General features: G+C 41.5%; 12 protein-coding genes. 6 read left to right on the top strand and 6 right to left on the bottom strand.

What is annotated here, in order from left to right; all coding sequences use genetic code 11:
* Positions 1-10: 10 nt before the first annotated feature.
* Positions 11-898, bottom strand: a complete 888-nt coding sequence (gene xerD, locus ACSSVW_RS11315) for a site-specific tyrosine recombinase XerD (RefSeq protein ID WP_371915641.1) — start codon at positions 896-898, stop codon at positions 11-13.
* A gap of 168 nt (positions 899-1,066) precedes the next feature.
* Here xerD and fldB point away from each other — a divergent pair, with 168 nt between their 5' ends.
* Positions 1,067-1,588: a flavodoxin FldB gene (gene fldB / locus ACSSVW_RS11310; protein WP_036970565.1), complete on the top strand. Its 522-nt coding sequence runs from the start codon at positions 1,067-1,069 to the stop codon at positions 1,586-1,588.
* Positions 1,589-1,668: 80 nt separating this feature from the next.
* Here fldB and ACSSVW_RS11305 read toward each other — a convergent pair whose 3' ends face one another.
* The gene (locus ACSSVW_RS11305) at positions 1,669-2,097 is read right to left on the bottom strand and encodes a DUF2147 domain-containing protein (RefSeq protein WP_454179359.1); all 429 of its coding nucleotides are present in this window, start codon (positions 2,095-2,097) and stop codon (positions 1,669-1,671) included.
* Positions 2,098-2,201: 104 nt separating this feature from the next.
* On the opposite strand from ACSSVW_RS11305, the gene ACSSVW_RS11300 reads away from it, so the two are divergent.
* A complete protein-coding gene (locus ACSSVW_RS11300) occupies positions 2,202-2,636 on the top strand; it encodes a hypothetical protein (protein ID WP_454179358.1) in 435 nt (144 codons plus the stop codon).
* A gap of 273 nt (positions 2,637-2,909) precedes the next feature.
* Positions 2,910-3,590 carry a hypothetical protein gene (locus ACSSVW_RS11295; protein ID WP_454179357.1) on the top strand — a complete coding sequence of 227 codons (681 nt, stop codon included), beginning with the start codon at positions 2,910-2,912 and terminating at the stop codon, positions 3,588-3,590.
* Positions 3,591-3,644: 54 nt separating this feature from the next.
* Here ACSSVW_RS11295 and ACSSVW_RS11290 read toward each other — a convergent pair whose 3' ends face one another.
* Complete coding sequence (locus ACSSVW_RS11290) at positions 3,645-4,343, bottom strand: tRNA1(Val) (adenine(37)-N6)-methyltransferase (protein ID WP_065978439.1); 699 nt, start codon at positions 4,341-4,343, stop codon at positions 3,645-3,647.
* A gap of 76 nt (positions 4,344-4,419) precedes the next feature.
* Between ACSSVW_RS11290 and srmB the strand changes: the two genes are divergently transcribed.
* On the top strand, positions 4,420-5,646 hold the full coding sequence (srmB, locus tag ACSSVW_RS11285) for an ATP-dependent RNA helicase SrmB (protein WP_036970576.1): 1,227 nt from the start codon (positions 4,420-4,422) through the stop codon (positions 5,644-5,646).
* Positions 5,647-5,865: 219 nt separating this feature from the next.
* Entirely contained in the window at positions 5,866-6,195 is a 330-nt protein-coding gene (locus ACSSVW_RS11280) for a BON domain-containing protein (protein WP_074989443.1), read from the top strand.
* Between the two features lie 45 nt (positions 6,196-6,240).
* On the opposite strand, the gene ACSSVW_RS11275 is transcribed toward ACSSVW_RS11280, so the two are convergent.
* Positions 6,241-7,173 carry a hypothetical protein gene (locus tag ACSSVW_RS11275; protein WP_036970580.1) on the bottom strand — a complete coding sequence of 311 codons (933 nt, stop codon included), beginning with the start codon at positions 7,171-7,173 and terminating at the stop codon, positions 6,241-6,243.
* Positions 7,174-7,218: 45 nt separating this feature from the next.
* Positions 7,219-8,604 carry a DNA repair protein RadA gene (radA, locus tag ACSSVW_RS11270; protein ID WP_036970582.1) on the bottom strand — a complete coding sequence of 462 codons (1,386 nt, stop codon included), beginning with the start codon at positions 8,602-8,604 and terminating at the stop codon, positions 7,219-7,221.
* A 339-nt stretch (positions 8,605-8,943) separates the two neighbouring features.
* On the opposite strand from radA, the gene ACSSVW_RS11265 reads away from it, so the two are divergent.
* Positions 8,944-11,424 carry a PilZ domain-containing protein gene (locus ACSSVW_RS11265; RefSeq protein WP_036970583.1) on the top strand — a complete coding sequence of 827 codons (2,481 nt, stop codon included), beginning with the start codon at positions 8,944-8,946 and terminating at the stop codon, positions 11,422-11,424.
* Here ACSSVW_RS11265 and serB read toward each other — a convergent pair.
* Positions 11,407-12,426 carry a phosphoserine phosphatase SerB gene (gene serB / locus ACSSVW_RS11260; protein ID WP_036970584.1) on the bottom strand — a complete coding sequence of 340 codons (1,020 nt, stop codon included), beginning with the start codon at positions 12,424-12,426 and terminating at the stop codon, positions 11,407-11,409. The two genes, ACSSVW_RS11265 and serB, sit on opposite strands and share 18 nt — an antisense overlap.
* Positions 12,427-12,464: the final 38 nt, after the last annotated feature.

The raw sequence follows: 12,464 nt of genomic DNA, 5'->3' as shown, positions 1-12,464 counted from the left end.
AAATCTTGCACTAAGCACGTGGATGATGTTGCTCGTGTACCGACTTCAATCTCTCATTCGCTACATGGGTATAAATCTGTGTTGTTGATAAGTCACTGTGACCTAACATCATTTGCACGACACGAAGATCAGCCCCATGATTCAGCAAATGCGTTGCAAACGCATGTCGAAGCGTATGCGGTGATAACGGCGATTCAACTGATGCCAAAATAGCATAGTGTTTGATACGATGCCAAAAAGTTTGTCGCGTCATGCCAATCCCTCTCTTAGATGGGAACACAAAGTCAGTTGCATGCTTGATCATCTGCGCGCGGCCAACTTTTAAAAAGCGCTCAAGCCAATACATCGCTTCTTCACCAAGCGGCACTAAACGCTCTTTATTTCCCTTACCTTTGACGAACACAACTGCTTGGCGCAAGTTAATTTGCTCCATCCTAAGCCCTACCAGCTCAGTGACGCGCAGACCCGTTGCGTATAAAAGCTCCAACATTGCTTTATCGCGCAGCCCCATAGGCTCTTCAATATTAGGCGCAGCGAGTAGTGCTTCAACCTCAGCCTCAGACAGTGTTTTGGGTAATGACTGCCCTGCTTTTGGCTGTGCAATATTCAACATTGGCGAATCAGCAATGGCTTTTTCACGTACAAAGTATTGGTAAAAACGTTTAAGCGCACTGATGCTGCGCGCAGTGCTGCGTGATTTAAGCCCTAAATCAACTCGGTATGCCAAGTATGCTTCAATATCTTCACTGCTGACAGCCAGTAAATCTTTGTCTTTTAAAAACTGACAAAACTTATCAAGATCGCTGCGATATGCCATCAATGTGTTTTCACTGACCCCTTGCTCAAGGTACAAAATATCTAAAAACAGCTCTAAATGTTCGGCATTGTTTGACGTTATTGCTACTTTTTCAGCTGTGAAATTATTTTCAGCCACGCGTATTGTCATCCTTATCAAGGTATCAATTAAAAAAGCCTTACGGTAAAATAGTATCAAACTACAGGAAGATAGATACTAAAAGCAGCTTGAGTAACTATCATATCAAGCAAATAGACGGTGATAAATACGATGCAGATTGGTTTATTTTATGGTTCTACTACTTGCTATACAGAAATAGCGGCAGAGAAAATTCGCGATATTATCGGGCAAGATGTTGTCAGCTTACACAATATCAAAGATGAGCCATTAAAAAATGCAGAACAATTCGATTTCGTTATCTTCGGCATTTCAACGTGGGACTTTGGTGAGTTACAAGAAGATTGGGAATCAATTTGGGACGACATCAAAGAGGTGAATCTAAACGGTAAAACCGTGGCCCTTTTTGGCATGGGCGATCAGCAAGGTTATGGCCAGTGGTTTCAAGATGCTTTGGGTATGCTACACGACGAAATTTGCCATCAAGATATTACCTTCTTAGGTCTATGGCCTAACGATGAAAGCTATGAATTTGAAGCGTCAAAAGCTCTCACAAATGAGGGTAAACACTTTGTTGGATTGGCACTTGATGAAGACAGCCAATATGAACTCAGCGATGAACGTATTGCTAATTGGGTTGAGCAGGTGATGACTGAATACAGCGAGACCCTGTAATATTCACTCCCTAATTAAGTGAATTGCTGCATAACCCATTTATTAAAACGCCAAGCATTGCTTGGCGTTTTAATGTCAGGCTATTCAACACGCTGCCAGTATTGGTTGCGGTAGAAAAAGGCGATATAACCGCGTACTTCAAGCACTTTTCCCTGTTCTTTAGGGGTGAGCTTTAAGGTGTAGGTTTTGCCATTGTTGGGGTCAAGAATTTCACCGTTTTGCCAACTGCCATCGCCCGCTTCTTTCGCGCCATCGATAATGGCCATTCCCAAAATTGGCTTATTTTTTTTATCGCCTTTACATGCATCACATATTGCATCTTGTTTGGCTGGGTTAAGAATTTTTTCAACTTCACCAATAAGTACACCGTTTTGCTCACGAATGCGTACCAAAGATTTAGCTTCATTGGTTTCCTCATCAATGGTTTTCCAAAGCCCGACAGGGCTCATTGCAGCGACGCTTAATTGAGAAAATAATAGGGCTGATAAAGCGATTGTGAGTCGTAACATAAAATACTCGCATAAAATTTAAGGCCTTATTACTATATCAGGGCTTGGTAAAACACACCATTTTGCTATGATCAGAAAAAGACAACACATTGCGAGGGAACACAATGAGTCAATATACGTTACTTACCGGAGATATTGTCAGCTTCGACAATAATCAAGTCACCCCTATTAAAGCTGATGGCGAGATTAAAACAAACCGCTTTGGTGAGTCATTATTTATTCCGCATAGCGCTAAAACCGCCGTAGAGCTTGGAAAACTCGACGATAATTTATTTAACTTAAACAAATTAATGCGCTCTGGGTATGCCGACCCCTGCCCTGCCACACGCGTGCTAATAGAAACCAAAGATCCTTTACCTGATATCGATGGCTTATTGATAAAACGCCGTTTTAGTATCATTAATTTTTGCAGTGCTGAAATAGAAAAACAGCACACAAAAGCAGTCTTAGACGCCTTGCTTGAGCTTGAGCATGTTCAACAAATTCAACTTGATGAAGTAATGCAGCTGCAACCTCCCGTGCAATTAAGTGCAAAATAGAGGTACAATCAACGCATCAATATGCCATACCAATTCGCTTAATTAAGTGCGCTATTTTGGGGCGATAAAACCTCGTTGAAAACAAGGCAAAGGTTTCGTTATTTAGTTGCTCTAGGTAACTGCTCCTGGATTGCTCCTGCATTGCTCTGCATCCATGCAGTCGTAAATCAGCAATCTTTAAAACAGGTTGCAACCGGTTTAATCCCTCAAAATAATTAAGCATTTTTTGCGAATTGGAACCATACGGCAGCTTCATTAGTAAAAGGATAAACAATGAAAAATGCGCTATTTTTACTCTTTGCAACAACGTTGCTTGTAGGGTGTGATGAGTTAGAAGTCGAGGAAAGTCATGATTTTGGCAATCAGATGTATGAGAACAAGTATACACTGATAAACACCACCGCCTTAGAGGTTGACTACTCCATGGCAAATACCGATCTGTTTGGTAACGCAAGAGAAGTCAGTGATGCGCAATATTATGTAGACACGATCGCATCAGGTTCATTACCTGTTGATATAACACACCTTCACAATGAACGACGCCGTATTTCATTTTATGTAGAAGATCACAGTAAAGCGAGCAACTTCGCAGAGCAAATGTATCAAGTGGACAACGACCAGCCTTACTATTTTGTCGCCTGGCAAAGTGAAGAAAAGCTGCGTTTAACGCTCATAAAACAGATTCAAAGTAACAAAGAGGGCTTTTTTGCCGTCCGCTTTCTTGCCACCGAAAACATTCGCTTAAAAATAGAGAATCAAATAGTTAACCTATATCAAAATCAATTAAGTACGTGGTATCACACTGATGACTGCGCAGATGATATTAAAGTCTCTCGTCTGAATGATGAAGGTAAGCGTGTTGATGAATCAGTTGCCATTTGTCATGCCTCATATGGACACTCTTATACATTATTAGTAAGCGAAGATGGTCTACAAGCGAGCATCAGTGAATAGCAAATACGACCTTTTAGAGTAAAGTGATGACGGACTATTAATGGCTGGTATGCGTCACATTTTCAAATAAAAGTCCTTGCATAGCGCACTATATTCAGCACTGTACGCGCCACTGTTTGCATGAATCGTTAAATGTGTTGTCGTTAAAGGGGCTGCAACCTGACTAAATAACATTAAACTGCGACTGGGTGCTTTTTTCTCGGTTGTTTTAACTAAACACAAGTGGTTTAAATACCAGCCTTCTTGCTCTGCAATGGCAATAAATTGCTCGGCCTCAGGACAAGGCAGTATCACATTGAGCAGAGTATGTGCATGACTCAGCGCACTACACGCTTTGATTAATTCGCTAAAACTCAACCCATCGGTGTGGCGCGCTGTATTGCGTGCTGCATTATCGCCTTTAAGGCTGGCATTGAAATAAGGTGGATTAGTGATAATTGCATCAAAGGGGGTTGCTGCTTTAAAAGACTGCACAGCCCCTTGATAAAGCATAATGTCAGGCCAAGGGCTATTAGCAAAATTAGCGCGAGCATCAATACACGCGTTAGCCTCTATTTCGATAGCGTTAACAACCGCCTTCGGCGCACGTTGTTTTGCCATTAAAGCAAGCAACCCGGTGCCTGTGCCAATATCAACAATTCGTGCAGCATCGCTTACATGTGCCCATGCCCCCAACAAAATCCCATCTGTTGAAACTTTCATTGCAGTGTGAGTTTGCCCTATCGAAAACTGTTTAAACACAAAACCTGACATTTTTTCACCTTTTCATTCACCAACAGCTGGATAGCGCGTATAATTAACGCCAATTGTCCTCTATTTATGTCACTCTATGCAATTTTCTGAATTTGATATCGATAACAAGCTGTTAAATGCCATTAATAAAATGGGTTTTGATACGCCAACCAGCATTCAACAACAAGCGATCCCTGAAGCATTACAAGGGCGCGATATTTTGGCATCTGCACCCACAGGTACCGGTAAAACAGCCGCGTTTTTGATCCCAGCTATTCAATACTTGCTTGATTTCCCTCGTCGTGACCCTGGTTTTGCCCGAGTACTTATCATGACTCCTACTCGCGAGCTTGCTTATCAAATCCATGAGCATTGTGAACAGCTTGCTGAGCAAACACACCTTAAAATAGGTGTCGTGACGGGCGGCATTAACTATGGAACGCACAAAGAAATTTTTGAGAACAATAACGACATTCTTATTGCGACACCTGGGCGCTTAATGGAATACCTCGAAACCGAGAATTTCCATGCTGAAAATGTCGAAATGCTTATTCTAGACGAAGCCGACCGCATGCTCGATATGGGCTTTCGTAAAGAAATGCTGCGTATTTGTGATGAAGCCAGAAATCGTCGTCAATGTTTTCTATTTTCAGCCACACTTGAAGGTGACAGTGTTGAGCTTTTCGCTGAGCGTATTTTAAATGATCCTGCGTTACTAGAAGCAGAATCGTCGCGTAAAGAAAAAGCAAAGATCCACCAGTGGGTTCACTTAGCCGACGACTACAACCATAAGCTTAAAATGTTAGTCGATATCTTAAACGGCGATGATATCCATAAAGCGATAGTGTTCGTTAAGACCCGTGAACGCCTAGAATCATTAATTGGTGCGTTAAATAACGAAGGACTGCGCGTTGCTTGGTTACGTGGTGAAATGCCACAAGATAAACGCATGAAAGCAATGGAGAACTTCCATTCTGGCCGCAATAAAATATTGGTAGCAACCGATGTGGCTGCCCGTGGTATTGACGTGGCAGATATCAGCCATGTGATTAACTTTGATATGCCTCGCACCGCAGATATATACGTTCACCGTATTGGACGTACTGGTCGTGCAGGCAAAAAAGGAATCGCGATTTCATTTATCGAAGCGCATGACGTTGCCATTTTAGGCAAAGTTGAGCGTTACATCGAACAAAAACTAAAGCGCCGAGTAATCAAAGGGATAGAGCCGCAACACAAAGAAGCAAAAATCCCTTCTAAAAAGAAAAAAGATCCAGCAAAGATCAAAGCGAAGAAAAAGGCAAAACCAAAAAAGAAAAAGTAGTGCGTGCTTAATATGCCTTGTTAATAAAAATGCCGAGCCTGTTTCGGCATTTTTATCGCTGTTATTTGCCGTGTCTTTTTTACTGAACTATGTGTAATTACTTCACATACAGTTTCTTTAAAAACAAATAAAATCCATAAATATCAACAAACTAAAATTGGAACAGAATTTGTAATTGTTCATACAGAGTTCAATCTGTCATTATTGCGAGGGAATTGTATGAGCCGTTTCAAATTATCTGTTGTCGTAACCTTATTTAGCTGTCTTTTTTTATTGGCTTGCGCCACACAAGTCAGTGCCAACACCCATGTTTTAACAACCAGTACTTCGGCGCAACCGCGATTACAGCAAGTGGCTTTAAAGAAACTAACGAATAACCGCAATTTTAAAATTGAAAACTTACAGGTTATTGTAAATGGCGATACGATTGAATTATTAGGTTCAACGGAAACGGGGTTTCAACGTGCGCTGGCACAAAAGTTCTTAGAACACAGTCAGGGTGTCAGGCATGTAAAAAACAACCTTAAAGTGAGCAAACTAGAGAGTTGAACACTTTAAGGTTATTGCAGCTAACGCACGGCTGCGGTCAGCGGGTTATTCACCACTGGCTTTTAAATTAATAAATTTCGCAAGCTCTTCAGGCTGACCAACCAGCATCATGATTTGCTGGTTGATTTGCATCATCGACTTGCCTTCAGGTAGGCGTGCCGATAAAGACAATTTTGATAAACCACTGGCAAAGTTTTTAATCGCAGTGTCTAACTCCGCACTTACAGGAGCTTGTTGTAATTGCATTGCCACCACTTGCTCAAGGTCATCAAGTGTCATGCCTTGCGCTTTTAAGAAGCTTTCGACAACAGTTTTAAGTTCACCGTCGTCGTTGATTTCAAGCTCGATACTGCGCGGCTCTAATTGGCTCATTGCCGCCATCATTTTTGATTGTTGCTGTAGTTGTTGCTCTAAAGTGAGCTCAGCCCCATTCGCAGCATTTTGTGCTTGGCTGATTGATAAAGATGCTTCCATCAACGCCGTTGAATTTGCTAAACCAAGATTAAAACGTACATCAGCCACTTCGTTTGCCTTCACGTTAAGCGCAAACTTGCTATCACCTGACTCTTTGTTGTAATCAAGCGATGAATTCACGTTGTAACTCGTTGCGGCAAGCTTATTATTCGCACTGTCTGGAAGTTGCGATAAAAACTCATCACTAAAGCGGAAATTTGTCATCACGAAGCCCGTGTGGGGTGGGATCGCATCAACTTCGTAACCCGTCACTTCTATATTGTCGATAGTGGCAATGGTTTCATCGCCTTCAATGCTTTGCACATTTATACCAGACAACTGCATGCTGCTACTGAACACACTTGCTGAAATATCGCTGTAAGTGATATCTACACCACTTTGGCTTGATAAAGCGCTTAGTTGCTTATCAACAACCTTTTTCACTTCCTGTGTTGCTGTATAGTTTGCGTAAACGACGCCACCTACAGCTGCAGCAACAACGGCTGCAATTACTAACTTTTTCATTTTATTTCCTTTGATTGGTGTTTTTTATAGTCTATCAAATTACAACTAGTTTATTAAAGACAGTAACTCATGCACTGTTTTAACAGGTGTAATTTTTGCGCCCAATCCTTCCATTGATTTATGGTAGTTACGATATGGAATAAAAATTTCAGTGAAACCATGCTGAGCGGCTTCTTTTACTCGCGGCACCCCACTGTCGATGGGCCTAACGTCACCATTTAAGCTTAATTCGCCCATAATACAGGTGGTTCTTGGCACAACAAATTCATTCAAACTACTCAACAATGCCGTAACTAATGCTAAGTCGATACAGGTTTCAGACTCATCAATTTTTAGGCCACCGACAATATTAAAAAACGTGTCATGAAAGATTTTAGTCTTGGTGTGTTTACGCAAAATTCCCGTGAGCATTTTGATACGATTCATATTTAAGCCAACACACACTCGCTGCGGAAACTCAGCCTCGGTTTCTGTGGTTAAGCACTGAATCTCTAACAATAAATTACGATTACCTTTACGAATACATGTAATAGCCGATCCCGGCGATTCGGTGCTTGACCCCGATAAAAATATTTCGCTTGGGTTGTCAACACTGAGCATACCGCGCTCACACATTCTAAAAATACCGACGGTATCAATATCGCCAAAACGGTTTTTATTGGCACGTAAGGTACGAATTTGCCCATCGTTGGTATCAATATGCAGCAGCGCATCAACAATATGCACTAAGGTTTGCGGGCCTGCGATTTCGTTGTTTTTATTAACGTGAGCAATAATGAACATGGTGACGTCATTTTGCTTACAATATTGAGTGAGTGCTTGTGCTGCACTTTTAACTTGTGAAGGAGAGCCTGGGCTGCCATTAGCGGCTTCTGTCACAACCGCTTGAATTGAATCGATCACCGCAAACTTAATCTTGTTCTTATCAAGTTCTTCAATAATTGCTTCAACGCTGGTTTCTGACAGTAAATAAAGCTCATCAGGGTTATAATCTAAACGCAGTCGGTTTACACGGTTTTTAAACTGCGATAATGACTCTTCTGCCGTACAATAAAGTGACGGCATCACTTTCGACATGCGGGCAATTAAATCTGACAATAATGTCGTTTTTCCAGCCCCTGGATCGCCCGAAATAATATTTACGGAACCGGTGGTCACACCGCCACTTAATACACGGTCTAACTCACCAATGTCGGTTAAGCGTTTTTCTGCTTCGGCGGTTTCGACTTCATTAATTTTTTTTGAGCCGCCGCCAACACCGCCTGCGTAGCCTGCAACCACGGCACGGCTTGCCGCTTGTTTTGACTGTCCGGCTGAGGGCTTAAATTCTGCTAGCGTGTTCCATGCACCGCACTTACACTGTCCTTGCCAGCGCTGATAGTTCATGCCGCACTCTGTGCAGACAAATTCGATTTTTGCTGATTTTGCCATTCGGCCTTACCTATTTAGGTCGCTAATTTGTGACTAACTTGTTATTAAAAACTGACACTTAACACAATTAATGTATAGTAAGTTTATAATCACAAAAAGATAACTCGTTGTAACTAAAACCTCTTACTTCAGCTCTTTATTCAACACACTGTTAAATAAAGAACCGCTTTAGGGCATAGTTTTTGCTTACAAATAAAACTTAACAGTGCTTGCCATTTATTTGGCAAATACTTATAACAATAATTAATAAAATAAAAAAGTGACTACTGTTTGTGTTTTTACTGCGTAATTGCCGACTAGTATACCTACTTTTTTTAATAGACGTTGATGGTTTTATAAATGGCTGAAGACATTCTGCTTAAATATGAAAGCCTAGTTGAAGAGCTAAAGGCGTATTTAGGCACCCCAAAATTCGACAAACTGTTTAAATCAAAAACAGCGGGCTTAACTAAGCCTGAGCAGTTCTTGATCAAAATGGAGATGTCGCGTTTATCTCAGCCTGTTGCACGGTTTATTGATTTACGTGGGCAAGTAACGGGTCAAGTAAAACCATACGAATACGAAGGTAAACAGCACTTTATGGACGATACTGCCATCGAAGTGTTTGAACAGGCTATTAAACGCCATGGCGGTTACACCCTTGCTGTCTATGAAGCGGTGATGAACACTGAAAACAACCATCGTGTCATGCAAAAGAAAGCGGCCGAACAAGCTCTTACTGAAGACGATAACGACAGTCAGTTATCAGCCAAAGTGATAAAATTTGCCTCCTACGAAAGCCGTCGTGAAGAGCGGATGAATTACTCTATCAAAATCACTGTTGAGTTTGATAAAGACAGCAAAGTAGCCGCAACAACATCTGATATCTCACTCAGTGGTGCAAAGATAAAGCTCGCGCCACGCTATAAGTTAAAAAAAGGTCAACTTATAGGCCTGCGCCTAGTCGGCCTTGAACAAGATTTTGAGTTAGGTTTAAAAAACGGAATTCAGTACGAAGTCGTCGCGATTGAAAAAGTATCACGCGAATACAATCATGTTCGCCTAAAACGCACCTTTATTGAAAACAACGAAAAGTTTGATGAGTTTTTAGAAAGCTTTATCCACGGCAATAAGCGTCGTTATAAAGTTAACCTAGACAATACGCTCGATGCGGTTGTGTCAAAAGGCTATGAACAATACTACATTCCGCGTGTGACCTCCCTTTATACCTTTTTAAGCTTACAAGGTGACAAGCTATACCCAAGCCTTGCCTTAACAACTGAAAATAATATTTTTATTCAGCGTTATTTTTGTGACGAGCGCAAGCTGTCTTGCTTATACAGTATTATTAACCAACAACGTATAGGCCACTTATTAAGCTCACCAGAGGCAGTAAAAGAAGAGTACCTGTATACTTTCACGCATGTTGTTGCTGGTAAAGTGTATTACTACTCTGCCACGCGTAGTGAGCTTGAAAGCCAGCCTCAGCTTAAAAATTTATTTTTAGGGTTTGGTAGTCAAAAAGACAGCTGGCAATGTTTTAAGTTGCAATTGATGCCAAGTCACCCTGAAGATTCGTATATTCCGTTGTCACTGCCAAGTAGTGCAGGGAAAGACATTGAAAAGTTGAACAAACCGCCCTCACCTCGCGTGCAAGGGTTGATCAAAGACGTTAAATATTTACTGATCTTAACGGCCGTTGGTACGCCCTATGAGCAGCTCTCTTATAAACAATTAACGTTTGATAAAAGCGCGGTTAATCAACTAAAACAATTTGGCCATAGCAAACATAAAACACCGCCACACCTTGAGCCCGTAGCCCTTGAGTATGTCAATTTAAGAGCGCACAAGCGCTATTTATACAAGACAGCTATCGCCATAAATCATCACGAGCAGATTATCACAGGCCATACCCGCGACTTGTCAGTTATGGGATTACAAATCGAGTGTGATAAACCTGTTGAGTTTAAAAAAGGCGACATAATTAATATTAGCTTGCCTGATTTACAAAAAATTACCAAAAAACATGATTTATCGAGCCTTGCTTACGAAGTCATGGCGATTAGTAAGTCACTCACCACGGTTAATCTAAAAGTTCACCGTATTACAGACTTACCACATATGGCGATTAAGTTCTTTACGGTACTGATTGAAAACAATAAAGATAAGTTAAGGGTGTGTGAAGAGTCGCCTAAAATACCGGGCCTTTCAACGGCACTCAGAAATATGGTAACCAAAAGTGTTTGCCAATTTCCGTTCTATTTACACAAAGAAGCAGCGCATTTTAAAGCCGGTGCAATTGGTCAGGGTTTATATCCGAGCCCATTACATGTATTACTGCAAAACTTTGCGCTCTTAAACGAAAACACCAGTATTGAAGGGATTTTATCAACGCAGCAAATCACCGAAGTCATTACACCACTCATAAAAGATCGTAGCCGCCAAGACCCGCCGCTTGCTTTTACCTTATTTATTCGTTTTGACCCTCGCCAACCTTCAATCAGCGACGCGATTACGAGTCGGTGCATTAGTGAAGATGACTACAAACCCCAGACTTTGTTTGTAAAAAAAGCGCTGAGAAATGACCTCATGTTTGTGTTTCGTTTATATGTATCACGTACAGGGCGCCCTGATATTGATTATTTATCAAACGAACTCAAATATATAAGTCAGTATGCCTTACATAAAGCGAAAGATCTTGAAGAAGCGCTGTGGGCCGTGGCAGGTGTGGGTGATTTAATTGATATTAGTGATGAAGCGCTTACGCATTTTGATATTGATGAAACACTCAAAATCGAAATGAATAAGCGCAAGAAAACGTGGTTAAAGCGTGTAATCTAATGGAATTGTGAGCAAGTAACTGACTTGAAGTAACGAGCCTTCATTAATGGCTGTTTGTGCTTGCTCAACAACTTTCGGTTTTCCATGAACAGCCACGCCAAGCCCTGCTGCAGCCATCATTTTTAAGTCATTAGCCCCATCACCCATGGCAACAGTTTGACGGGTATTAAGCGCTAGTTTTTCTGCGATTCGCTTAAGCACTCGCGCTTTTTCTTCTGCATCAACAATCGTGCCTATGACCTTACCCGTTAGCCGGTTATCTTTAAACTCAAGTGTATTAGCATGTACTTCATCTAAACCAATAAGCGATTGTACTTGCTCAGCAAATGGCACAAAACCACCCGAGGCAATGGCAAGATGCCAGTCATACTTTTTAAGGTATTGGCAGAGCTCATTCACACCAGGCATCAAGGGTAAACGCGATTTTAAATCATCGATTAAATCAACATCAATGCCTTCAAGCTTTGCAACACGCTGTTTTAAGCTTTGTGCAAAATCAAGCTGCCCAGCCATGGCTTGCGCAGTGACAGCGGCCACTTCATCATACACATCGGCTAAACGTGCAATTTCATCAATACATTCTATCGTAATCGCTGTTGAATCCATGTCCATGAGTAATAAACCGGGCTCATTCACGGTGGGTGGATTCGTTAACTGCACCAATTGCAAGCCATGCTGATTGGCAAAGGCGGTTAATACGGATGGACTGAGTGGTGATGTTGAGTCGCTATGAACACACCACGCTGAGGGCATAGATTCAATAGGCTGATAACAACACACGGTTAAATTTGTGAAGCCGTGCGAGCTTAAAAATGCTGTCAGAGCCAGTAAATGGTCAGCACTGAGTTCACCGCCAAACGCCACGCTCAGTACGCCTTGATGTGCTTTGGGTAAAATATCTGTCGCAATTAGGTGTTTATTTTCAATTTTATACCAGCAATTTAGTGTTATTTGACCTGTTAAATTTGCTGTAGGTGTAGCAGCTAAGCTAAGCTGTGACATAGTGGCTCCACGTTAGACTTATGTCTGTTGTTGTGCGT

The sequence above is a fragment of the Pseudoalteromonas sp. MBR-15 genome (assembly GCF_053628915.1).
Note: the sequence above shows the minus strand (reverse complement) of the source record. Positions and strands in the feature narration are given on the sequence as shown.

Bases quoted from the DNA above. Each gene is read 5' to 3' on its own strand.
- fldB (WP_036970565.1), top strand. From the start codon at position 1,067: ATGCAGATTGGTTTATTTTATGGTTCTACTACTTGCTATACAGAAATA.
- ACSSVW_RS11305 (WP_454179359.1), bottom strand. From the start codon at position 2,097: ATGTTACGACTCACAATCGCTTTATCAGCCCTATTATTTTCTCAATTA.
- ACSSVW_RS11300 (WP_454179358.1), top strand. From the start codon at position 2,202: ATGAGTCAATATACGTTACTTACCGGAGATATTGTCAGCTTCGACAAT.
- ACSSVW_RS11295 (WP_454179357.1), top strand. From the start codon at position 2,910: ATGAAAAATGCGCTATTTTTACTCTTTGCAACAACGTTGCTTGTAGGG.
- ACSSVW_RS11290 (WP_065978439.1), bottom strand. From the start codon at position 4,343: ATGTCAGGTTTTGTGTTTAAACAGTTTTCGATAGGGCAAACTCACACT.
- srmB (WP_036970576.1), top strand. From the start codon at position 4,420: ATGCAATTTTCTGAATTTGATATCGATAACAAGCTGTTAAATGCCATT.
- ACSSVW_RS11280 (WP_074989443.1), top strand. From the start codon at position 5,866: ATGAGCCGTTTCAAATTATCTGTTGTCGTAACCTTATTTAGCTGTCTT.
- ACSSVW_RS11275 (WP_036970580.1), bottom strand. From the start codon at position 7,173: ATGAAAAAGTTAGTAATTGCAGCCGTTGTTGCTGCAGCTGTAGGTGGC.
- radA (WP_036970582.1), bottom strand. From the start codon at position 8,604: ATGGCAAAATCAGCAAAAATCGAATTTGTCTGCACAGAGTGCGGCATG.
- ACSSVW_RS11265 (WP_036970583.1), top strand. From the start codon at position 8,944: ATGGCTGAAGACATTCTGCTTAAATATGAAAGCCTAGTTGAAGAGCTA.
- serB (WP_036970584.1), bottom strand. From the start codon at position 12,426: ATGTCACAGCTTAGCTTAGCTGCTACACCTACAGCAAATTTAACAGGT.